The sequence below is a fragment of the Cloacibacterium caeni genome (genome assembly GCF_907163105.1).
GTDB classification, from domain to species: Bacteria; Bacteroidota; Bacteroidia; order Flavobacteriales; family Weeksellaceae; genus Cloacibacterium; species Cloacibacterium caeni_A.
In genome coordinates, this window is the sequence record NZ_OU015321.1 from 1,609,204 (window position 1) to 1,632,778 (window position 23,575).

Genomic DNA, 23,575 nt, shown 5'->3' on the forward strand with positions numbered 1-23,575 from the left:
AAACATTTCCAAGAAATTTTTCTTTTCCCCAATCCTAAAGGTTGGAAAAATATCTTGAAAATTTATCAAAATTACACCTTTTAGGGACGGGGAGATTAATTTTGATAAAATTTCTTCTCAACCTCTGTTCAGTTCATTCTAAATATTTTTTCCGTAAATTTGCATCCAATTTATTATGGAAAATTTCACTAAAAAAACCGCTGCTTTTCACACGCTGGGTTGCAAACTGAACTTTGCGGAAACCTCTACTATCGCCAGACAATTGACTGGTGCAGGTTACCAAAAAGTAAGTTTTGACGATGCTGCGAATGTTTATATCATCAATACCTGTTCTGTAACTGATAATGCCGACAAGGAATGTAAACTTCATGTAAAACGCGCGATGAAAGCCAATCCTGATGGTTTGGTGGTGATTGTGGGTTGTTATGCTCAACTAAAACCCGAAGAAATTTCTGCCATTGAAGGCGTAGATTTGGTTTTAGGAGCCAAAGAAAAATTCAATATTCTGAGTTACCTCGAAGATTTAGAAAAAACAGAACATCACGCCCAAGTTCACTCTTGCGAAATAGAAGAAACCGACTTTTTCATCGGAAGTTATTCTATTGGCGACAGAACCAGAGCTTTTTTGAAGGTTCAAGACGGTTGCGATTATAAATGTACCTATTGCACGATTCCTTTGGCTAGAGGAATTTCTAGAAGTGACACCGTAGAAAACGTAGTGAAAAATGCCAAAGAAATTGCCGAAAAAGACATCAAAGAAATTGTTTTGACAGGTGTAAACATTGGCGATTACGGAAAAGGTGAATTTGGCAATAAAAAACACGAACATACTTTCCTAGATTTGGTGAAAGAACTCAATAAAGTAGAGGGAATTGAAAGAATTAGAATTTCTTCTATCGAACCGAATTTACTGAAAGACGAAACCATAGATTTGGTGGCAGAAAGCAAGAGTTTTGTGCCGCATTTCCATATTCCGTTGCAAAGTGGAAGCGATGATTTGCTCAAAAAAATGAAGCGAAGATACCTCACCAAATTGTACAGCGACAGAGTTTCTAAAATTAGAGAAGTAATGCCCGATGCTGCGATTGGCGTAGATGTAATTGTAGGATTTCCGGGAGAAACTGAAGAGAAGTTTTTAGAAACCTACAACTTTATCAACGAACTGCCGATTACGTATTTACACGTTTTCACGTATTCTGAAAGAGAAAATACCGAAGCCGTAGAAATGGAAGGTGTAGTACCGATTGCAGAACGTAAAAAACGCAACAAAATGCTCAGAATTCTTTCTGAGAAAAAGAAAATGGCATTTTACCAAACGCAATTAGGAAAAACCTTGCCTGTACTTTGGGAACATGAAGAAAAAGACGGAAAAATGTTTGGCTTCACCGAAAATTATGTGCGTGTTCAGAAACCTTTTGATGCGAGTTCTATCAACCAAATAGAAATGGTGAAATTAGATAAAATTCAACCAGACGGAACGGTTTCTATCTCTCCTATTTTCGAGGAGTTTTTGGCGAAAGTGTAAGGAATTTTCATTTCCTCTTATCCTAAAGGATGTGAAAATTCTAAAATAGAAATTCTAAAATCGTTGCAGTGATGTGACGATTTTTTTTGTGGGTTCCCCTCTTTCAGAGGGGTGTCAAAATCTTTGATTTTGACGGGGTGTTTAGAAATGTTCTGATGATTTTTAGCAATTTCAATCAATTTTCTGACTTCGCCTAATTCTATTTCATAATTTTTTTTTATTTCAAGCCTCTTTCTTTATAGATTTCATCAAATATTTTTTTGTTTCTTTTATATACAGATATGAAAGCTATAATAGAATCTGTATTCGTATCAACTCTATCATTTTTTGGCGAACGTTTAAGATTAGATGTTAAATCTGTATTCTCATAATAAAAATTAATATATTTTTTTAACCAATTCCATAACTGAAAATAGTCATTCAATTTTAATAAATTAGACTCATTTATAGCTTTAGAGCATATTTCTGCGATTTTTGACGTTCTAATGCTTCTTTCATTTAATTCGTAAGAATAAGAAGCAAATGTTTCGCGATGAAATGGTTTATTATAATTGTATATATAAGCAAAATAATTTAAAATTGTATTTTCTTCAAATCGAAGTATCTCCATTATTTTATTTTCGTTTCCTTTCAAAATATCCCAATTTAAATGATGTGATATCTTGCAAAAAGTTTCTATGTCCCAATCAATATCATTCCTTTTTAAGATTTCAGAATAATCCCATTTTTCTGCATACAAAACTAATATCTCTTTACTTATATGAAGGTCAGTATTTTTACTTAGCACTTCCCAAGAAAGAAAATCTTTAAAATTAGAAAGATGTTCAGGTGTTAGATTGGAATTATTACTAAAACAATGCCACTCCATACTTTCATCACGACCTGACCAACTTGAACAACCCACCCCCCATTTAGTGGCCATTTCAGATAAAGTTTGAACAGAAATACTCAAATGACGCTGTTGAGAAATTATTGAGGGACAATAGGTTTCATTATCTCTACCAATTTTTTTCCACCTACCATTCCAGGTAAATTTGTTTTTATTATTTTCAATAAACTGAGCAGAAAATTCTATCCTAGAAATTTTAATAATTTCATCAAAATCTATTCTCTCAATAAACTCTTCAATACTATCTATATCCCAACAATTATTTCCTCTTCTTGAAAGACGTTTAAAGTCCCATCTTTCAGAATATTTTTTCATTAATTCATTTGATATTGGAACACTGTAATTTTCACTAAGAATATTAAAATTCAAAAAATCTTTAAAACTGTCAATTAAGTCACTGTTCCAATCAACATTTTTTGATTTCGATAAAATATCAAAATTAATATGACTTGAAAATTCTTTTATTAGTTCCGTGTTCCAGTAGAGGTCGTTGGACTCTTGAATTATAGCAAACATATTTTTATCGATTTGATTTATGTACTTACGTATTATATCAAAATTAATTTCAATTGTTTTATTTAAAATTACATTTCCAAGCCAACTACTATATGAATTAGGATAAGAAAAAATCGTGTCGAAATCCCACTTTACGTTTGTAATTTTTGAAAAATAACTAAGATATAGTTTTTGATTTTCAAATTCTATATTTTGAAGTGCTGTATTTAATAGTTTAGTATCCCAAAATATTTCCGAATAATCAATCAGACAATTTATATATAAAAAAGAATAATATTTTGTTATTAAATGTTCGTCCCACTTAATTCCTGGATTTGAACTTAAATTTAACCAATCAAGATTTTTCCCTTTTTCCTTTGGTAAATATTTATCAATAAGGAATTGATCCCAAGGAATAGAAGGGTTTTTTAGAATTGACGGCCAATGCAAATAATTTTTGTACTTATCAATTAACGATTCAGTCCAATTAATTTTAGTATTTTGAGAAAACAAACACCCTTTTTCAATACCATTTTTTGTTAATACTCCAGTACTAAGCTCTTCAAAAAACTCTTCTATTAGTTCTTCTGTTAAAGGGAGGTCTAAACTTACCTTATTCCAATTTATTTTTCTTCTATACTCCTTGAGTATATTAGTATCTAAACTCAAATCAAAAAAAAATGAATTTAATTTAACACCCTCATATGAATTATAATTCTCATATTTATGACTTAAAAAGTCATACAAATCAAAATTTGTATTAATTGTTTCAATTAAATTATTTATTCTCATAAATCTATTCTTTTTACACTGAAATTGTTATAATTAGTCTATGTTAAATTACACATTAACGAATCTTCTATGTTTTAATTAAATAATATTAAACCACGGATTTTAAACCACCAGCAAAAGTATTAACTAATATATAAAAAGACTTTCGTTTACAAAAATATATTTGAACCAATAGATAGTAAATAGTACGTTTTCAAATAAATATAGACATTTTGAAGTAAATCCTTAAGAAGAATTTCAGATTTTAAATTTATAAATTTATGTTCAAAATATAACATTAAAAAACTTCTTTCTTACTAATGATTTTTGGACAGAAAGAACGTAAATGATTTAGTGCTTTTAACATTCTTGTTTCAAAATCGACTTCTCCCGCTCTTCGAAGTCTCCGACTTCGAAATATTAATTTCTTTTCTATGTAGAGATTCCTACGGAAATCGAAGATTCGACGAAGTCAATGACAAACTACGTGTGAAAAATTTATATTTCCAAAAATTTAACCTTCCCAAAAAAATCCCATCAAAGAGCTAAAACCAGCTTATGAAAATTTTAAAATTTCTACCTCTTTTAGTGTTACTTCCGTTTTTGAGTTGCAGCAGTACTGAAGATGAACCAACGCCAACTCCCACAGAAACCATGTATTTTCCTAATAATACAGACAATAATTGGGAAACCAAATCTATCGCCAGTCTCGGTTGGAACCAAAGCGCAGTGCAACCGCTTAAAGATTTTTTGGCAGAAAAACATTCTAAATCTTTTATGATTCTCGTAAACGGTAGAATTGTAATGGAAGAATATTTCAACGGGCATTCTGCTACCGCAACTTGGCCATGGAACAGCGCCGGAAAAACGCTGGTTTCTACCACTACAGGAATTGCGCAACAAGAAGGTTTACTGAACATCAACAATAAAGTTTCTCAATATTTAGGAAACGGGTGGACTAGCGAACCTCTGGAAAAAGAAAACCTCATCACGCCTAGACATTTACTTACTATGACTTCGGGCTTAAATGACGAAAGCAATTGGGTGATAAAATCTAACCTCACGTATTTGGCAGATGCTGGAACGAGATGGTCTTACAGCAATGTTTTTCAGAAATTAATAGATGTAGTTGCCACTTCAAGCAACCAAACTTTTGAGAATTATTTTAATGCTAAACTGAAAAATAAAATCGGGATGGATGGTTTCTGGAATTTCGGGACTATTTTCACCATTTATCATAGCAATACCAGAAGTATGGCGAGATTTGGACTGCTTTTCCTGAACAAAGGAAAATGGAAAAACGAACAAATCATCAATGAAACTTATCTGAACGAAGCCATTTCTACTTCTCAAAATATCAATCCTTCTTACGGTTATCTTTGGTGGCTCAATGGAAAATCTAAATATATGGTTCCGGGTTCGCAAACGGTTTATCCCACTGCTTTAGTTCCTAATGCTCCTACAGATATGTATGCAGCGATGGGTGCCGAAGATCAAAGAATTTATGTAATTCCGAGTAAAAATATGGTGGTCATCAGAATGGGCGATGCTTCGGATCCGCAGAATCCTAATTTTGCATTGTCTGGTTTTGATGCTGCACTTTGGGATAAAATTAATGCGGTGGTTAGATAGATTTTTTCACGCAATGTCGCAAAGGTTTTTCGCAATGAGCGCAAAGATTTTTAACAAATTTTTCATGCTTTAAGCGAGCAAAGTTGACGAATAAATTCGTTTTTAAGCTTTCGCTTTTTCAATTCGCTTGCGAATTTTAGCTTTGCTCCCTCAAATTTTTATTTTTTATTATTCAGAATCTTTGCGTTTTAAAAACATTAAGCATTAACGATTTTAGAAAATTCACCTAAAATATTTGATAAAAAAAATCAAAATTTACTTTCTTTGAATAGAGGAAAATAAATTTTGAATTTTTAGTTTATGCGACCTTTTGAGATGCTCACATCTCATGTCTTGTATCTAATATCTAGAATCTAATGCTCAAACCAAATATCTTGGTATTTCACACCTGCTTCGATTGGTAATTGCAACCAGTTATTTTGAGGAACAATTGGGCAACTGTAATCGGTAGCGTTATAAGCACATAACGGATGATACGCTTTATTGAAATCAATAATCAATTCATCATTTTGAGGAATTCTTAAATCCAAATATCTTCCACCACCATAAGTATCTTTTCCGTTGGTCTCATCTTTGAAAGGCAAGAATAAGTAATCCTGATATTCTGGGTCATCTAACAAAGCTAAACTTTGATAAACCGTTAACACTTGTTCTACTCCATTCAGCGTAAAATATGCTTTCCCGAATTCTCTGTATTTTTTAGTTCTTCCAGACGAAGTAGGAATTTCAAAAGGAACCGCGTTTTCTGTTTTTACCAATTTCGCTTTTACTCGATAGTTTAAATCAATAGGAAAAAATGGATGAGACTTGAATTTCTTGAAATTAGAGCCACGCAAAGGTGTTTCTTCTTCTGTTTTGTATTCTCGATTGAGTTCTTTTTGGAAGGTTTCGATTTCTAGAATTTCGGCAGGAAATTGTTTTTTATCGGTTTTATTTTTAAGACCTTGACCAAAGGCAAAACTTGAAACTAGGAGTAAAAGTAGGTAAATCTTCTTCATTTAAATTAATTTTATAGTATAAACATCGCTTTCATTTCTATCAATATCAGTCACCAGAAAACCTCCTTCTTGCGGAATTTCTTCTACAAAATCAAAGAGTTTGCAATCCTTAGGCAATCCAGAAAAAATAAGGGTAAACCAATATTCTTTCACAGGCGGAACTTCCGTCCAATAAGGAAACATCGAGATATTTTCCCAGAATAAAAGTTGGCTTCTATGTCCCGTGAATTTATCCACCAAGAATGTGGTGCGCCAAATTCTTACGAGATTTCCAATCAAATAATTATTCTGAAAACCACAGTGCACGATAACTTGTTTCTCTTCCTCGAATTTAGTATCGAGTTGTGAGAGCAATTCTGGAGCAATATTGGGTTTGATAATGGTAGCCATTGATAAAAATTCAACGGCACAAGTTAAGAATTTTTAGAAAATAAATAGAGGTTATCTTCCTCAAAATTTCATTAACATTCTGCCACGTTCACGGCTACTGCTAAACCACCTTCAGAAGTTTCTTTGTACTTAGAATTCATGTCTAGCGCAGTTTCCCACATGGATTTAATGACATCATCCAAAGAAACTCTGGCTTTAGAAGGATCGCTTTCTAGCGCGATATGACAAGCGGTAATCGCTTTCATAGCACCCATAGAATTTCTCTCAATACATGGAATCTGCACCAATCCACCAATTGGGTCGCAAGTGAGACCAAGGTGATGTTCCATCGCAATTTCTGCTGCCATCATTACTTGAGCTGGAGTTCCGCCCGAAATTTCCGTCAAACCAGCTGCAGCCATCGCTGAAGAAACGCCAATTTCTGCTTGGCAACCTCCCATTGCTGCAGAAATGGTTGCATTTTTCTTGAAAAGCGTTCCGATTTCTCCCGCCACTAAAATAAATCTGATGATATCTTCTTCTGAGTTGAATTCTGTAAAAGTTTGAGAATACATGAGCACCGCAGGAATTACACCACTCGCTCCGTTAGTTGGTGCTGTAATAATTCTACCAAAACTGGCATTTTCTTCGTTTACAGCCAATGCAAAACACGAAATCCAACGGGTAATTTGATTGAAATCTTTAGGTGAATTTTTTACCGCAGCAAACCATTCGTTTATGTTTTTGTAAATAACGTCCTCGCCTAATAATTTTCGATTGAAATCTGCAGCTCTTCTCGTTACATTAAGTCCACCCGGTAAAACCCCTTCTTTATTAACGCCTTTATAAATGCATTCTTTAATCTGTTGCCAAATGTAAAGCGCTTCACTTCTCGTTTCTTCTTTCGTTCTCCAAGCTTCTTCATTGATGTACACCAAATCAGAAAGTCTTGCAACGCCTAATTTATCGCAATATTTTGAAATATCTTCGCCTTTATGACAAGGATAAGGTGTTCTGATACAGTGACTTTCTATAGAATTATCTTCTTGCGTCGCCACAAAACCGCCACCAACAGAATAGTAGTCTTTTTCTAAAATTTCGCCGTTGTTAAAAACCGCTTTGAAAATCATTCCATTTGGGTGAAAATCTAAAGATTTTTGCATATTCAGCACCAAATGTTTTCCATAAATAAATGGAATTTCTTTTTCAGCTCCTAAAATCAATTTTCCAGAATTTTTGATTTCGGCAATTTTAGCATCTATTTTATCGGTATCTATTTTTTTAAAATTTTCTCCGCTTAAACCCAGCATTCCGGCAATATCTGTTCCGTGACCGATTCCTGTTTTGGCAAGCGAACCAAAAAACTCTACATACACTTCTGCCACCTCTGAAATCTGGTGATTTCTTCTGATTTCGCTCAGAAACATTTCCGCTGCATTCCAAGGTCCCATCGTATGAGACGAAGACGGCCCAATTCCTACTTTTATGATTTCAAAAACCGAAATACTCTCCATATTGATTATTGATAAATGATTTTTTACAAAGATAAAATTATTAGGCAAACCATAAAATATTATTCATCCTTAAAATTTTGAAAATACCCCTTCAAATTTTGTAACAGATAAGCCACTTATTCTCAATTAATTTGCTCTTGAAAAAACAACTCATTTCCTATGAATATCATTCCCGAAAATCTAAAAAAATACAAGAAATTTATTTCTTTGGTACTCAAATATAGAAACAGCGATATTTTATCGGCTGCTTCAGACAAAGCGCTTGATGAATTGGCAGAAGATCAAGAACTTTCTGAAGAATCTAATCGCTACACTTCGCCAGAAGAATTGGTAGAAGACCTTAAAAATATGGGGCCGACTTATGTAAAAATCGGGCAAACTCTTTCTACAAGACCAGATTTATTGCCAGAACCTTATTTATTGGCATTGGCAACTTTACAAGATAATGTAGAGGAAATTCCGTATTCTGAAATCCAAAAAATAGTGGAAGGGGAATTAGGAACGAAGATTTCCAAAGCTTTTTTAAGTTTTGAAACCCAAACTTTGGCTTCGGCAAGTATTGGACAAGTTCACAAAGCGGTTTTGCGTTCCGGAAAAGAAGTAGCTGTGAAAATTCAAAGACCGGGAATTCGTAAAAATTTCATCGAAGATTTAGACACCCTGAAAGAATTATCAGACTTTGCTGTAAAACATTCTAAAACTGCCAAAAAATACGGAATAGACGATGTTCTAGACGAGATGAGACACATTCTCATTCACGAGTTGGATTACAGCAGAGAAGCTCAAAATCTGATTGCTCTGGGTAAAAATCTAGAAAAATTTGAGCATATTGTAATTCCTCAACCTGTTTTAGACTACTCTACTTCTAAAATTCTGACGATGGATTTTGTAGAAGGTCAAAAAATTACTTCTGTTCATGGAATTCAAAAAACGGAAATCGATTTTTCGGTGCTTATTGATGGATTGGTAGAAGCTTATCTTCAACAGATTATTTATGATGGTTTTGCACATGCAGATCCGCATCCTGGAAATGTACACCTGACCAAAGACCGAAAAATTGCTTTAATGGATTTAGGAATGGTGGCGAAATTCAGTCCGAATTTGCAGGAACAAATCTTGAAATTGCTCATTGCCATCAGCAAATACAATGGCGAAGAAGTTTCTAAAGTGCTTCTAGAAATCAGTCAAGATGATAAAAACGCAGATATTATCGGTTTCAAAAAAGAAATCAACCGACTTGTGCTGGATTCTCAGAACAGAAATGCCGCAGAAATGCAAACGGGAAAAATGCTCATCAGAATGAATAAAATTGCCGCAGAAAAAGGAATCAGAATTGCGGTAGAACTGAATATTCTTGGGAAAATATTATTGAATTTAGACCAAATTGTAGCGGTTCTCGCTCCACAATATGATTTGGCTGAAAATATGAAACAGATTTTGGAGAAAATGATGGTCAAAAAAATGGCTCACGAAGCCCAACCTGAAAATTTCTTTGCTCAATTGATAGAAACCAAAAAATTAGCCGAAAATCTTCCGGAAAGACTTAATAAAATCACCGAAAATTTGGCTCAGAACCAGTTTCAGCTCAAAATAGATGCGATAGATGAAGAACGATTTACAGATGCCTTCCAGAAAGTAGCCAATAGAATTTCCATCGCACTTATTATTGCTGCATTAATTATTGGCTCATCTCTATTGATGAGAGTTCCTAATTTTCAAATTTTTGGAATTTCTATAGCGATGTTTTTCTTCATCATTGCATCGGTTTTCGGATTATGGCTCGCTTATAAAATGGTTATGAAAGACGAAGATTTTAAAAGAAAAAAATAATCACCAAAAAAACAAGTCGCAAAATAAAAAGTTTTCCGCTGTCATAAAAAATGACTGCGGTTTTTTTTTGTTATCAAATAATTAACAGGAATTTTAAGGATAAATCAAAAAATTTCAGTAAATTTGATAGAAGCTTAAATGTTTATTATGAAAGTTTTTTATCAAATAGTACAATCTTTAAAAAACTTCATCGTAGAGATAGGCGAAATGAGCTATTTCAGCATAAGATTTTTAAAAGAATTTTATAAAAAGCCTTATGAATTTCAAGAATTCCTGAAACAATGTTACAGCATTGGTAACCGCTCACTTTTTCTAGTTTCTGTTACGGGATTTATCATCGGTTTGGTTTTCACTTTACAAACCCGTCCTACCTTAATGGAATTTGGTGCTGTTTCTTGGATGCCTTCGATGGTGAGTATTTCCATTATTAGAGAAATCGGGCCGATTATTACTGGGCTGATTTGTGCAGGAAAAATAGGCTCTGGAATAGGTGCAGAAATAGGTTCTATGCGCGTAACCGAACAAATAGACGCTATGGAAGTTTCGGGAACCAATCCTTTTAAATATTTGGTGGTGACTAGAATTCTTGCGACGACTGCTATGTTACCTATTTTGGTTTTTTACAGTGATTTTATCGCAATTTTCGGGTCTTATTTGGTAGAAAATCTGAAAGGTGATGTTTCTTTTTTACAATATTTTAATCAAGTTTTTGACAATATAGAATTTAGTGATTTGCTTCCTGCAACCATCAAGACTTTTTTCTTTGGTTTTGCCATAGGAATGGTAGGTTGTTTCAAAGGATATCAATGTAAATCAGGAACACGAGGTGTAGGAATTGCCGCCAATTCTGCGGTGGTTTACTCCTCCATGTTATTGTTTGTTATCGATTTTATCGCTGTATTGATTACCAATATTTTTATAGAATAAAATGAATCCGAATGCTGCACATGAACCGATCATCAAAATTGAAAATCTCTATAAAAAATATGGAGACAATGTAGTTTTGGACGGATTTAACCTAAATCTTTATCAAGGAGAAAATTTGGTGATTATGGGAAAATCTGGTTCTGGAAAATCGGTGATGATAAAATGTTTGATTGGTTTAGAAATTCCAGACAGCGGAACGATTGAAATTATGAGCCAAAAATTAGAGCATCTTTCTCTGAAAGATTTAGATGAAATAAGAGCAGACATTGGATTTTTATTTCAAGGAAGTGCGCTCTATGATTCTATGACGGTGAGAGAAAATCTAGAGTTTCCGCTCAGAAGACATATTTCAAAGTTTGGAAATGTAAAAGACACTTTGCCTTTGGTAGAAGAAGCGCTACAAAATGTAGGACTCAAAAATGTAATTGATTTAATGCCGAATGAACTTTCTGGCGGTATGAAAAGAAGAGTTGCTCTTGCCAGAACGCTTATTCTGAAACCCAAAATCATCATTTATGATGAACCAACCACCGGTTTAGACCCGATTACTTCTAAAGAAATTATCTTGCTCATGAAATCGGTGCAAGAAAAATATAAAACCTCATCGATCATCATTACGCATGATGTAGACTGTGCTAGAGTTATTGCTAATAGAATGATTTTACTGATTGACGGAAAAAATTATGCAGAAGGAACATTTGCCGAACTTTCCACTTCACAAGACCCAAAAGTAAAAGCATTTTTTAAATAAGTTTTTTAAAAACATGGAAAAATCAGTTGCTCAAAAATTAAGACTCGGAATATTTGTTATCCTCGGAACCATCATTTTTATTATGGCTGTTTATTTTATTGGAAACAGACAGCAATTTTTTGGTGAAACAGAAACCTTAAAAGCGCATTTCGAAAATGTAAATGGCTTACAAGAAGGGAATAACGTCCGTTTTTCTGGAATTAATGTGGGCTATGTTAAGAAAATAGAAATCATCAACGATACGCTCATTAATGTAGAAATGAATATCGACAAAAGTGCGATGCAATTCATCAAAAAGAATGCAGTGGCAAGTATTGCTTCTGATGGTTTAGTTGGAAATATGATTGTCAATATCACACCTAGTTCTGAAAATGCTTCGTTTGCAAAATCTGGAGATACTCTAAAAGCCGAAGAAAGGCTTACTACGGAAGATTTACTCAAAACCCTCAATAAAACCAATAACAATGCTGAACAAATTACGGCTAATATTCTAGAAGTTTCTGAAAAAATAAATAACGGAACAGGAACGCTTAGTATGTTGCTGAATGACAAAACGCTAAGTCAAGATGTGAAATATGGAATCTCTGACCTTAAAAACAGCATTGCCAACATTAAGAAAACCAGCTACGAAACGACTAAAACTATTAATGAAGTAAATAAAATTCTTGCAGGAATTAATGATAAAGAAAACATCGTTGCGGTGCTTAAAGATTCTGCTGTGGCCAATAAAATGCGAAGAGCACTTACTCATCTCGATGAATCTTCTCAAAACATCAATAAAACCGTAGAAAATCTAAACGAAACCATCAGCAATGCTAAAAATGGGAAAGGCGCCATCAATTACCTTTCTAACGATGCCAATTTGGTGAAAAATATAGATTCTACGATGAATAATCTTAACCAGGCAAGTGTTTTACTGAACCAAAATCTGGAAGCCCTGAAACATAATATTTTCTTCAGAGGTTATTTTAAAAAATTGGAAAAGGAAAAACAAAAAGCTCAGAAAAACCAAAAATAATCACTCACTGAAAACTTCTTCTAAAATTTTAGAAACTTCTTTGGCTTTAGTCACAGGGAAAAGGTGTGTTCCGCCTTTTATGACATAATTAGGCTTAGAATTTTTTACTGGAAAAACAATGTCCTTATCTGCTAAAATCTGGATAACGTTTGAATCTTCTTCATGTTTCCATTCTAAGATTTTATTGATACTCCATTTCAAATATGTAGGATTTTGCATCTTGAAATATTGCCAAAGTTTAGGATTATTCGGGTCAAATAATTTTCTGAAAAAAGCATAAGATTTGATGGTTTTTTCGGAGAAATAACTTTCGGGAAGTTTCGCAAAAATTCTAGAACTTTTTGCCAAATGAAAGGTGATAGACATTTCTTTATCAGACTTTATACTTCCCAGAATTACTACTTTTTCTGCGGGTTTCAGTTTGTGAATTTCTTGCACCATAATTCCTCCAAAAGAATAACCCAATAAACAGAATTTTTCGCTGACATCTACTTTTTCGGCCATTCTATTGACATAGTTTTCAAAACTTTCATTGTAATTAGGGATTAACCAATCGATGTAGATAATTTCGGTAAACTTTTTAGGAAACTGAATGTATTCAAAAATACTTCCATCTGCTCCCAATCCACTGATGACATATAATTTCATACGATTATTAGCTTAGTAATTCTGTATAAATTTACAGATTAAAAACAAAAAATCCTAAAGAAAATTTCTTTAGGATTATCTAAAAACACAATTGAAAAAAACTATTTCGCTGTTAGTTTAACAACCAAATCTATATCGTCTTTTACTACTACATCTTGCATAGTAGATTTATAAGCTATGTCCCATTTCTGTCTGTCGATAGTAAATTTATCAGATTCTAAAGTTACTACACCGTTTTTAACTGAAATTTTAGCTGGGAAAGAAACTGCATTAGTTTTTCCTTTAGCTGTAAGATTTCCTGTAACGATGCTTTTACCATTAGCTCCTTTTTTCACAGAAGTGATTTTGAAAGTAGCAGTAGGATATTTATCAACCTCGAAGAAATCGCCATTTTTAAGGTGACCGTTTAATTTTTGTTGATATTCACCTTGTAAATCAGTAGCGTTAATAGAAGTCATATCTAATACAAAAGTACCACCAACAAGAGCGTTTTTCTTTAAAACTACAGTTCCGTTTTTCACGTTTACAGTTCCATCGTGAGAAGAAGCTTCAGTTTTAGCTAACTTATAACCCCACCAGTGAACGTCAGAAGAAACTACTTTTTTAGCTTGTCCAAAAGCTAGTCCAGATACTAGTACTAATGATAATGCAATTTTTTTAATCATAATCTTTTTATTTTTTTAATGAGACAAAAGTAGTCTTATTTCTGATACTAAGTCATTGATGTATGTTAAGAAATTTCAATTTCTATATTTAATTTCTTCTATCAATAAAAAACTTCGCTTGAATGGCTCAAGCGAAGTCTAACATAAAAACTTAAAAATTATGAAAATAGTTATAAAATTGAGGTTTCAAAGAAAATCCTCAATATTTTATAAGTTATTATCTTTCATTTCATAAAGTTACAGTTTTTATCTGAAATATTCAAATAATAAACATCTGAGTTTTATCACTAAAAAGCTCCCGAAAGTCAAAATAACATCTCGAGAGCTAAAAAATTAAATAATTGAGAAAACTGATTTATGTTGAAACTATATTGTTATAGTGTAGATTTTACTTGCGGTTTAGATTTCTTGTTCAAAAATCTATTCATCAAATAATTAATAGCAATCGGAGCTACATAAGCTAAAATCGCAGTGAATATTTTTGATCTTACATTTTTCATAATTTTGTTTTTATATTTTATGACTGTTGCTTTTTGTTGATACAAAGATTCTACAAATCCATAAAAAATATTTTATAGAATTTCCATAAAAATTTATAGAATTTCACAAAAAAAACCGACTTTATAAAAAGTCGGTTTGGTATTTTATATGGTCTAAAGATTAACTTAATCCAGTAATAACGCCTTCTTTGTCTATATTCATTCCTTCTGCTGCTGGAATACTTGGCAAACCTGGCATTCTCATCATATCTCCTAAAATTGGGATAATGAATCCTGCTCCTGCTGCAAACTCAAATTCACGAACGGTAACTTTGAAACCAGTTGGTCTTCCTATTTTTTTCTCATCATCCGATAAAGATTTTTGAGTTTTTGCCATACAAATCGGTAGCTTATCCAGTCCAAGTTCATAAATGGACTTTAACTGATTTTTAGCTTTCTGAGAAAATACAGCGCTGTCAGCACCATAAACTTCTTTGGCAATTGTTTCGATTTTGTGCTCCACAGAATCTTCCACACTGTATAAAGGTTTAAAATTATTACCGCAGTTAAAAGCACAACTCGCTACTTCTTCTGCAAGTGCTTTCATGCCTTCTCCACCCATCGTAAATTCATCTGCGAGAATGGCTTTCACTCCTAATTTTTCGCATTCTGCTTTTACAAAATTGATTTCTTCTTCGGAATCTGTAGCAAAATGATTAATCGCTACAATTGGTTTTAATTGCCATTTAAAGCCGTTTTCGATATGTTTTTTAAGATTTTCAATGCCTTTTTCTACTGCTGCAAGATTCGGTTTTTCGTATTCGCCTTTTTTAGCACCACCGTGATATCTTAAAGCTCTGATGGTAGCCACCAAAACATAAGCATCTGGTTTTAAATTTCCATAATATCCTTTGATGTGCATGAATTTTTCTGCGCCCAAATCTGCTCCGAAACCTGCTTCTGTTACCACAAAATCTGCTAGAGAAAGTCCCATTTTAGTAGCGATAATCGTATTGGTTCCTTGCGCAATATTCGCGAAAGGCCCACCATGAAGAATCGCAGGATTTCCTTCTAAAGTTTGTACTAAATTCGGACGAATGGCATCTTTTAATAAAATCGCCATCGCTCCTTGAGCATTTAAATCTCTGGCGTAAATTGGTTTTTTATCAAAAGTATAGCCTACGAAAATATTTCCTAATCTGTTTTTTAGATCCTCAAAATCTTTAGAAAGACAAAGAATTGCCATCACTTCTGATGCGGGTGTAATATTGAAACCTTCTTCACGCGTAATTCCGTTATTAGAACCGCCTAAACCTACTACAATATGACGAAGACTTCTATCATTCATATCCATTACACGTTTCCAAACGATGGTTCTAGGATCTATATTGAGGCTTCTTTTTTTATCTTGAAGATTATTATCAATGAGTGCAGAAAGTAAATTATTGGCTTTTTCTACCGCCGAAAAATCCCCTGTAAAATGCAGATTAATATCTACCATAGGAATTACTTGTGCGTAACCACCACCTGCTGCTCCACCTTTTATCCCGAAAACTGGACCTAAACTTGGCTCACGCAAAACTGCGATGGCTTTTTTACCGATTTTGTTCAATCCGTCACATAAACCAACAGAAACAGTGGTTTTACCTTCACCAGCTGGAGTGGGATTAATCGCTGAAACCAAAATCAGTTTAGATTTTTTAATATTTTCTTCGTTGATGTATTTTAAAGGGATTTTCGCTTTGTATTTCCCGTAATACTCTAAATCTTCTCGGTCTATACCGATTTTATCTGCAATTTCTCTAATATGTTTAATATCTGCCGATTGCGCTATTTCTAAGTCTGTAGGAAAGCTCATATTTTTTAATTTGTTTATTCTCAAAAATACAAGAATTTGACTAAACCATGAAAATTTTACACTTGAGATTTATCAGCCACCAAAAAATGAGAATATTTTTTAGGTTTTGAGAGATTTAACTAAATAATATCAATACAATCTAAATAAAAATGACAATCTATGAATACACTCCGAAAAACATTTTTAGATTTTTCTAAAAAATTCATCAAAAAATCACACAAAAGTGTAATTGAATCACAAAAAGGATACCCCTATTTTTGAACATCTAAAAAGTAAAAATATGAGAACTATAAAACTACGATTTAAAAAATTTCTCCATAGACTTTTAGAATATTATAGAGTGAAGGAAACGTAATAAAAAAACTCCCGCAAAATTGCGAGAGTTTCTATTTTTATGCTTGTTCTGTTGGTTGTTCTCCTTCTGGTTTTGGAGCGTCTCCTTCAGTTCTAGGCTTTTGTTCTGGTCTAGGTGGTCTTGGTAAAAGAACTTTTCTAGAAAGTCTCATTTTCTTACGATCATCGTAGCCCATAAATTTCACTTCTACTTCATCACCTTCTGCATACGGAACTTTATCTAGTCTTCTCCATTCAATTTCTGAGATGTGTAGTAAACCTTCGGTTCCTTTAGCAATCGCTACGAAAGCACCAAAATCCATTACTTTTACTACTTTACCTTTATACACTGTTCCTACCACTGGCACGAAAGTAATTTCGTTAATTCTAGCAATAGCAGCATTGATTTTCTCACGGTCAGTTCCAGAGATTTCAATTCTACCAATTTCGCCCATTTCTTCAATAGAGATTACAGTATCCGTATCTTTCTGAAGCTGTTGGATAATTTTACCACCAGGTCCAATTACCGCACCGATGAAATCTTTAGAAATTTCTAAAATTTCCATTTTCGGAGCGTGAGGTTTCACATCTGCTCTTGGTTTATCGATGGTTTTCAGGATTTCTCCTAAAATATGTAATCTACCTTCTCTTGCTTGGTTCAATGCGGTTTCCATGATATCCATGGTTAAACCTTGGATTTTGATATCCATTTGACAAGCGGTAATTCCGTCTGCAGAACCTGTTACTTTGAAGTCCATATCACCTAAGTGATCTTCGTCTCCTAAAATATCAGAAAGTACAGTGAATTTACCAGATTTCGGGTCAGTAATTAATCCCATTGCAATACCAGAAACTGGTTTTGTAATTTGTACACCAGCATCCATTAATGCAAGAGTTCCTGCACAAACAGTAGCCATAGAAGAAGAACCGTTAGATTCTAAAATATCTGAAACTACTCTGATGGTATAAGGATTTTCGTGAGGAATCATTCCTGCTAAAGCTCTTTGAGCTAAGTTTCCGTGACCAACTTCTCTTCTTGAAGTTCCTCTTAGAGGTCTTGCTTCACCTGTTGAGAATGGTGGGAAATTATAGTGTAGGAAGAATTTTTCGTCATAATTGATAGCAACAGAATCTACCATGTTGGCATCTTTCACAGAACCTAAAGTTACCGCTGTAAGAGATTGAGTTTCACCTCTGGTAAAAATTGCAGAACCGTGAGCTCCTGGTAAATAATCGATTTCTGACCAAATCGGACGAATCGTTTTAGGATCTCTACCATCTAATCTGATTCCTTCGTTTAGAATCATTTGACGCATTGCTTCTTTTTCTACATCGTGGTAGTAAATTTTAGCAAATGGTTCTACGTCTGCTCTTTCTTCTTCTGAATATTGAGAAAGGAATTCTTCTAAAACTGCAGCAAATTTTTCGTGTCTTTCTTCTTTTGTAGAAGGAGTTTTTGCTACGTTGTAAACTTTATCATAACATTCTGCCCAAACTTTCTCACGAATTTCTTCGTTGTGTGTTTCGTGGCAGTATTCTCTTTTGGTTTGAGATGTAGGAATTCTCGCTGCTAATCTTTCTTGTGCTTCAATTTGAACTTTAATTTCTTCGTGAGCGTATTTAATCGCTTCTAGCATTTCTGCTTCCGAAATTTCTTTCATTTCACCTTCTACCATTACGATAGAATCTTTGGTAGCACCTACCATAATATCTAAATCTGCTTTTTTAAGATTTTCGATACTTGGGTTGATAGAAAGTTGCCCGTCAATTCTTACCACTCTTACTTCAGACATTGGCCCGTTGAAAGGAATATCTGTAATCGCAATAGCAGCTGAAGCGGCTAAACCAGCTAAAGCTTCTGGCATTACTTCTTTGTCGTAAGAAATTAGGGAAATCATTACTTGAACTTCTGCGTGGAAATCTTCTGGGAAAAGTGGACGAAGTACTCTGTCTACTAATCTCATGGTAAGAACCTCATCATCAGAAGGTTTTGTTTCTCTTCTAAAGAAATTTCCTGGAATTTTACCACCTGCGTAGAATTTTTCTCTGTAATCTACCGTTAGAGGCAAGAAATCTACCCCTGGATTTGCGTCTTTATTGGCTACAACTGTTGCAAGGAGCATTGTTCCGCCACATTTTACTACTACAGAACCATTAGCTTGTTTTGCTAATCTTCCTGTTTCAATGGAGACTTCTCTCCCGTCTTTAAATTGAAATTTTTCAATAATTGCTTCTGGAGCATTCATAAAATTTACTGTCTTGTGCAATCCGTATTGATTGCGTTAATATTTAAACTTTTTAAATTTTCGATGGCAAAGATACGGAATTTAAAAAAGTTATAACAAAAAAGCAACTCAAAATTGAATTGCATGTTACATTTTCTCTTCTGGATTTCTACTGGTATGAAAAATGGAATAAATAATTATTTCCTCATGATGAATTTCAAATAAGATTATAAAAGGAAACTTTACGATGTATGCTTCTCTTATTTCATTAAATCTACATGAAAAATGTTTTGGATTTTGCTCTATTTTATCAAAATATTTTTGCAGAACAAGGAGAAATTTCTTTCCTAAATCTTTAGATTTAGATTCATAATATTCATAAGCATCTTCCATTTCAAAAACTGCTTTATCTCTGAATATTAATTTATATTTCATGAGATTATTTGGTTTTCTCTTGGATTCTTTTTTTTACCTCATCAAAACTAAAGTATTTTCCTTCTCCGCTTAAATATTCTGATCTTCTTTCTGCCACAATACCATATTGTTCCTGAGAAATATAACCCTGTTCCTCGTTTTTGAAAGCTTCTCTCACCTTTTTTAAAACAGATTCACTTTCTGTCTGTAAAAGCAATTTCATGAGCTCTAGTTTTTCTAAACGAATGTCCATTTTTTTATAATTTAATATTCAAATATAAATAAAAAAGCAACTCAAAATTGAGTTGCTTCTAAAATTTTCTTGTATCTGATTATTTTCTGATTCCTAGTTCAGCAATAATTGCTCTATAACGAGAAATTTCAGTTTTCTTAAGATAATCTAACAATCTTTTTCTTTTACCTACTAATTTAACTAGAGATTTCTCAGTAGCATAATCTTTGTGGTTTTTCTTTAAGTGACCAGACAAATGGTTAATTCTGAATGTGAATAAAGCGATTTGCCCTTCTGCAGAACCTGTGTTTGCAGCGTTTCCTCCGTGTTTAGCGAAGATTTCTGATTTTTTTTCTGATGTTAAGTACATGCCAATATTATTTAATGATTATTATGTAACGAGGTGCAAAAGTACAACTTTATTTTTAAACCGAAAAATTTATTCTTAGATTCTAAAGACATTCCCGCAATAATGTTAACAAATTCTTAAATTTTATAAATAACTTACTGAAATTCTGCGTAAATTTGCATCATCTTTTTGATATGAAAAAAATTCTATTCTGTGGTTTAGCGGCAAGCCTTATCATCATAAGTTGCAAAAATTTAGGAAGCACCTTGGTGAAGCTTAACCATTCTATTAAGCTAAAACACGTAGATAGAATTGTCTATTTCGACCCAGAAGTTTATCCTAATTTCGAAGAAATAAAAGAACCCACCAATAATGTTATTTATAGTGCCGTTTCTGACGAATTGAAAAATTACGGCAATTACAAAATCATGCACATCAATAATGCTAACATTAAATATGACAGCGTAGATGTGAATATGATTAAAGAATCTTGCCTAAATAACGGTGCAGAAATCGCCTTAGTTCCGAAGGTAAAATATTTTAAAGTTGGTCTTGGGAAATATGTTTTTTCTAACCAAGTCATCGTGAGTATGAAAATGTACAATAATGACGGCGAACTGGTGATAGAAAATTCTTATGATACTTATAAAGGAAGCGGTAGATTACTCGGCAGTGCAGAAAATTCTATAAAAATAGGCACCGCAAATGTCATCAAAAACATGATTACTGAACTAAGAAACAGGAATATGACTACTCCTGCTTCTGAATAATTTTCTATTTATAGAATTTTATAAAATCTTTGCCAATTCAGCACACAACCATTCTAGTAATTCTCTATCTTCGTCTGTAAAAGGGTCTTTTTTGTGAGAATCTATATCTATTTGACCAATATTCACACCATCTTTAATGATAGGAACTACAATTTCTGCTTTGGTTTCTAGCGAACAAGCCAAATAATTATCTTGCTCCCAAACATCTGGCACTACAAAAGTTTCGTTTGACACGGCAACTTGTCCACAAATCCCTTTACCAAAAGGAATTACAGTATGATCTGTAGCTGCACCAACATAAGGTCCTAAAACCAATTCTTCTTTATCGCCATTTCTAAAATAAAAACCAGTCCAATTAAAATAATCAAACTCTTGGTCTAGAAGATGACAGATTTTCTCTAATTTTTCGGTGGTATTGTGACTTGGGCTTTCAATAATAGATGAAAGTCTTTTTTTAATTTCCATAATTTTTAAATTTTTAATATTCTTCGAATGTAATATCTTCTTTGTAACCGAACATTCCTCTTTCTTTAATCATTGCTGCTACTCCATCTGGCAATTGCTCTTCCCAGCCTGATTCACTATTCGAAATTTTCTGCAAAATTTCTCTAGAATAAATTTCAGAATGCTCTGGATTATAATCCTTAATATCTACAATTCTTCTGTTATGTTTAAAATATTTATACAATTCTTTAAGATTGTCATTCACTTTTAAGTTTTCTGATGTGAGCAATTCGTGTGTTTTAGGATCTTTATAAGGATACAGATATACTCTCATATCTTTTTTGAAGAACTTACCGAATGCTTCTAAGATTCCACCAGAAAGATGTTTGTAATAATCTTCATCAAAAACCATCAATAAATTATTTACGCCCATCGCAATTCCGGTATACCTTACATTATAAGAAGTGAAATAATCTACCAACCTATAATATTCTGAGAAATTAGAAATCATAACGGTATAACCCAGTTTCGCCAAAACGTCTACTCTATCTAAGAAATCTCTTTCGTCTAAGTTTCCGGAAGCTTTGAGGTTAGAAACCGTAATTTCGAAAAGAATAACGGTATCTTCTGGTTTTCCTTCTGTTTCATTGAGGAACATTTTTAGACCGTTTTCGAACATATCTACATTCACCAAAGTTACTGGTCTGAAACTTCCTCTTACTGCAAAAACATCTTTTCTATACAACAAATCTGCTGGAAGCATGTTTTTCCCTTCAGAATTGAAGATTACCGCTTCCGTCATAGAATTTTTAATCAACTGAAGACTCATCAATCGATTATCCACATAAGGAAAAGCAGGTCCTTGAAAATCAATCATGTCTATTTCAATTTTATCAATTGAAATATCATCATACAAACTTTTGATTAATCTTCTAGGATTGTCATACAAATGAAATGCTCCATAAACCAAGTTTACGCCAAGATTTCCCAGCGTTTCTTGCTGAAGCGTAGCATCATTTTCTTTAAATTTTACATGCAAAACAATTTCGCTGTACTCTTGACCAGGTTGCGCCTGAAACATAATTCCTACCCAACCGTGACCTAAAAAGGTTTTTTGATAATTAATGGTAGTAACTGTATTCGCAAAAGAGAAAAATTTACGATGTGAATTTTCTTCGTTATCTAAGCGCTCTTGAATAAGACCCACTTCATGACGAAGCATTTTTTTCAGTCTATTTTGGGTTACATATCTATTTTTATCTTCTTTACCATAAATAGCATCACTGTAATCCTTATCATAAGCAGACATTGCTTTTGCAATCGTTTGAGAAGCAGCTCCCGCTCTAAAGAAATGACGAACCGTTTCTTGTCCCGCACCAATTTCTGCAAAAGTACCATATATATTAGGGTCTAAATTGATGGCTAAAGCCTTTTGCTTGGGAGTAAGATATTGCTTAATTACAGACATGAATAAAATTTTGCGTAAATTTACCAAAATCTCACAAAAACCCAAAAATGAAGTTAAAATTTCTAGGAACTGGCACTTCACAAGGCATTCCCGTGATTGGATCTACTCATCCTGTTTGTTTATCTACTAATCCTAAAGACAAAAGACTGAGGTCATCTGTTATGATTACGGATGATGAAGGGAAAAAGATTCTCATTGATTGTGGTCCAGATTTTCGTCAACAAATGCTCACCAACCAAGAAAGCAATGTAGACGCCTTATTAATTACGCATGAACATAATGACCATGTTATTGGACTAGATGATTTACGCCCAATTATTTTCCAAAAAAGAAAAGATATTTCTATTTATTGCTTACCAAGAGTAGGAAAAGAAATTCAAAATAGGTTTCCGTATGCTTTTACAGAAGACAAATATCCTGGCGCTCCGAGTTTTGAAATCACAGAAATAGGAAATGAACCATTTATTATAGAGAACACAGAAATCACACCTATTCAAGTGATACATTATAAACTTCCGATTTTAGGTTATAAGTTCAAAAACCTTGCTTATATTACAGATGCCAGTTTCATTTCTGAAGAAGAGCAAGAAAAATTAAAAAATTTAGATGTTCTTATTATTAACTGCTTAAGAAAAGACGAACCACATGTTGCTCATTATATATTACCCGAAATTCTAGAATTGGTAGAAAAACTACAACCCAAAACTACATATCTTACTCATATCAGTAATAGATTTGGCTTCCATGATGAAATAGAAGCTATGACACTAGCGAACATTCATCCTGCACATGATGGGCTAGAAATAGAATTTTAAGAAAATATTTTCTTAAAATTTTCTTTTTTTACATTAAAATTATTTTATATTTGCACCACCAATTTTTAATGCCCAGTTGGCGGAATTGGTAGACGCGCTAGACTCAAACTCTAGTATCGAAAGATGTGCCGGTTCGATTCCGGCACTGGGCACAAA

At 33.3% G+C, this 23,575-nt stretch carries 22 protein-coding genes and 1 tRNA gene; 9 read left to right on the forward strand and 14 right to left on the reverse strand.

The window, feature by feature from the left end; translation table 11 throughout:
• Positions 1-175 precede the first annotated feature (175 nt).
• On the forward strand, positions 176-1,525 hold the full coding sequence (gene mtaB, locus KKQ76_RS07335; RefSeq protein ID WP_213196570.1) for a tRNA (N(6)-L-threonylcarbamoyladenosine(37)-C(2))-methylthiotransferase MtaB: 1,350 nt from the start codon (positions 176-178) through the stop codon (positions 1,523-1,525).
• Positions 1,526-1,742: 217 nt separating this feature from the next.
• Here the strand turns inward: mtaB and KKQ76_RS07340 are convergent, their stop codons facing one another.
• On the reverse strand, positions 1,743-3,701 hold the full coding sequence (locus tag KKQ76_RS07340; RefSeq protein WP_213196572.1) for a hypothetical protein: 1,959 nt from the start codon (positions 3,699-3,701) through the stop codon (positions 1,743-1,745).
• Positions 3,702-4,238: 537 nt separating this feature from the next.
• On the opposite strand from KKQ76_RS07340, the gene KKQ76_RS07345 reads away from it, so the two are divergent.
• Positions 4,239-5,312 carry a serine hydrolase domain-containing protein gene (locus tag KKQ76_RS07345; RefSeq protein WP_213196574.1) on the forward strand — a complete coding sequence of 358 codons (1,074 nt, stop codon included), beginning with the start codon at positions 4,239-4,241 and terminating at the stop codon, positions 5,310-5,312.
• Between the two features lie 353 nt (positions 5,313-5,665).
• Here the strand turns inward: KKQ76_RS07345 and KKQ76_RS07350 are convergent, their stop codons facing one another.
• The 3 genes from KKQ76_RS07350 to KKQ76_RS07360 form a co-directional block, all read right to left on the reverse strand.
• On the reverse strand, positions 5,666-6,310 hold the full coding sequence (locus tag KKQ76_RS07350; protein WP_213196575.1) for a DUF1684 domain-containing protein: 645 nt from the start codon (positions 6,308-6,310) through the stop codon (positions 5,666-5,668).
• Positions 6,311-6,700: a hypothetical protein gene (locus KKQ76_RS07355; RefSeq protein WP_069797112.1), complete on the reverse strand. Its 390-nt coding sequence runs from the start codon at positions 6,698-6,700 to the stop codon at positions 6,311-6,313. It lies immediately after the preceding gene.
• Between the two features lie 71 nt (positions 6,701-6,771).
• The gene (locus KKQ76_RS07360; RefSeq protein ID WP_213196577.1) at positions 6,772-8,193 is read right to left on the reverse strand and encodes an L-serine ammonia-lyase; all 1,422 of its coding nucleotides are present in this window, start codon (positions 8,191-8,193) and stop codon (positions 6,772-6,774) included.
• Between the two features lie 159 nt (positions 8,194-8,352).
• On the opposite strand from KKQ76_RS07360, the gene KKQ76_RS07365 reads away from it, so the two are divergent.
• The 4 genes from KKQ76_RS07365 to KKQ76_RS07380 all read left to right on the forward strand — a co-directional run bounded on the left by KKQ76_RS07365 (position 8,353) and on the right by KKQ76_RS07380 (position 12,719).
• The gene (locus KKQ76_RS07365; RefSeq protein ID WP_213196579.1) at positions 8,353-10,023 is read left to right on the forward strand and encodes an ABC1 kinase family protein; all 1,671 of its coding nucleotides are present in this window, start codon (positions 8,353-8,355) and stop codon (positions 10,021-10,023) included.
• Between the two features lie 147 nt (positions 10,024-10,170).
• Complete coding sequence (locus KKQ76_RS07370; RefSeq protein ID WP_069797115.1) at positions 10,171-10,950, forward strand: MlaE family ABC transporter permease; 780 nt, start codon at positions 10,171-10,173, stop codon at positions 10,948-10,950.
• Position 10,951: 1 nt separating this feature from the next.
• Positions 10,952-11,701: an ABC transporter ATP-binding protein gene (locus KKQ76_RS07375; protein WP_213196581.1), complete on the forward strand. Its 750-nt coding sequence runs from the start codon at positions 10,952-10,954 to the stop codon at positions 11,699-11,701.
• A 13-nt stretch (positions 11,702-11,714) separates the two neighbouring features.
• Positions 11,715-12,719: an MlaD family protein gene (locus KKQ76_RS07380; RefSeq protein WP_213196583.1), complete on the forward strand. Its 1,005-nt coding sequence runs from the start codon at positions 11,715-11,717 to the stop codon at positions 12,717-12,719.
• Here the strand turns inward: KKQ76_RS07380 and KKQ76_RS07385 are convergent, their stop codons facing one another.
• The 8 genes from KKQ76_RS07385 to rpsO form a co-directional block, all read right to left on the reverse strand.
• Entirely contained in the window at positions 12,720-13,367 is a 648-nt protein-coding gene (locus KKQ76_RS07385; RefSeq protein ID WP_213196585.1) for an alpha/beta hydrolase, read from the reverse strand.
• Between the two features lie 101 nt (positions 13,368-13,468).
• On the reverse strand, positions 13,469-14,029 hold the full coding sequence (locus KKQ76_RS07390; RefSeq protein ID WP_213197487.1) for a YceI family protein: 561 nt from the start codon (positions 14,027-14,029) through the stop codon (positions 13,469-13,471).
• Between the two features lie 377 nt (positions 14,030-14,406).
• Positions 14,407-14,532: a hypothetical protein gene (locus KKQ76_RS12785; protein ID WP_260199801.1), complete on the reverse strand. Its 126-nt coding sequence runs from the start codon at positions 14,530-14,532 to the stop codon at positions 14,407-14,409.
• Between the two features lie 160 nt (positions 14,533-14,692).
• Entirely contained in the window at positions 14,693-16,369 is a 1,677-nt protein-coding gene (locus KKQ76_RS07395) for a formate--tetrahydrofolate ligase (protein WP_213196587.1), read from the reverse strand.
• A gap of 392 nt (positions 16,370-16,761) precedes the next feature.
• The gene (locus tag KKQ76_RS07400) at positions 16,762-18,948 is read right to left on the reverse strand and encodes a polyribonucleotide nucleotidyltransferase (protein ID WP_213197488.1); all 2,187 of its coding nucleotides are present in this window, start codon (positions 18,946-18,948) and stop codon (positions 16,762-16,764) included.
• Between the two features lie 126 nt (positions 18,949-19,074).
• Positions 19,075-19,362, reverse strand: coding sequence for a type II toxin-antitoxin system RelE/ParE family toxin (locus KKQ76_RS07405; protein ID WP_213196589.1), 288 nt, complete (start codon positions 19,360-19,362; stop codon positions 19,075-19,077).
• Positions 19,363-19,366: 4 nt separating this feature from the next.
• Complete coding sequence (locus KKQ76_RS07410) at positions 19,367-19,594, reverse strand: hypothetical protein (protein WP_213196591.1); 228 nt, start codon at positions 19,592-19,594, stop codon at positions 19,367-19,369.
• Positions 19,595-19,673: 79 nt separating this feature from the next.
• Positions 19,674-19,943 carry a 30S ribosomal protein S15 gene (gene rpsO / locus KKQ76_RS07415; protein ID WP_069797122.1) on the reverse strand — a complete coding sequence of 90 codons (270 nt, stop codon included), beginning with the start codon at positions 19,941-19,943 and terminating at the stop codon, positions 19,674-19,676.
• Positions 19,944-20,116: 173 nt separating this feature from the next.
• Between rpsO and KKQ76_RS07420 the strand changes: the two genes are divergently transcribed.
• Positions 20,117-20,692: a pyruvate decarboxylase gene (locus tag KKQ76_RS07420; RefSeq protein WP_213196593.1), complete on the forward strand. Its 576-nt coding sequence runs from the start codon at positions 20,117-20,119 to the stop codon at positions 20,690-20,692.
• 18 nt (positions 20,693-20,710) lie between these two features.
• On the opposite strand, the gene KKQ76_RS07425 is transcribed toward KKQ76_RS07420, so the two are convergent.
• Complete coding sequence (locus tag KKQ76_RS07425; protein WP_394369364.1) at positions 20,711-21,157, reverse strand: GAF domain-containing protein; 447 nt, start codon at positions 21,155-21,157, stop codon at positions 20,711-20,713.
• A 13-nt stretch (positions 21,158-21,170) separates the two neighbouring features.
• Positions 21,171-22,604 carry a TonB-dependent receptor gene (locus tag KKQ76_RS07430; RefSeq protein ID WP_213196595.1) on the reverse strand — a complete coding sequence of 478 codons (1,434 nt, stop codon included), beginning with the start codon at positions 22,602-22,604 and terminating at the stop codon, positions 21,171-21,173.
• Between the two features lie 47 nt (positions 22,605-22,651).
• Here KKQ76_RS07430 and KKQ76_RS07435 point away from each other — a divergent pair, with 47 nt between their 5' ends.
• On the forward strand, positions 22,652-23,419 hold the full coding sequence (locus KKQ76_RS07435; RefSeq protein WP_213196597.1) for an MBL fold metallo-hydrolase: 768 nt from the start codon (positions 22,652-22,654) through the stop codon (positions 23,417-23,419).
• A 70-nt stretch (positions 23,420-23,489) separates the two neighbouring features.
• Positions 23,490-23,571 (forward strand) — tRNA-Leu (locus tag KKQ76_RS07440).
• Positions 23,572-23,575 lie beyond the last annotated feature (4 nt).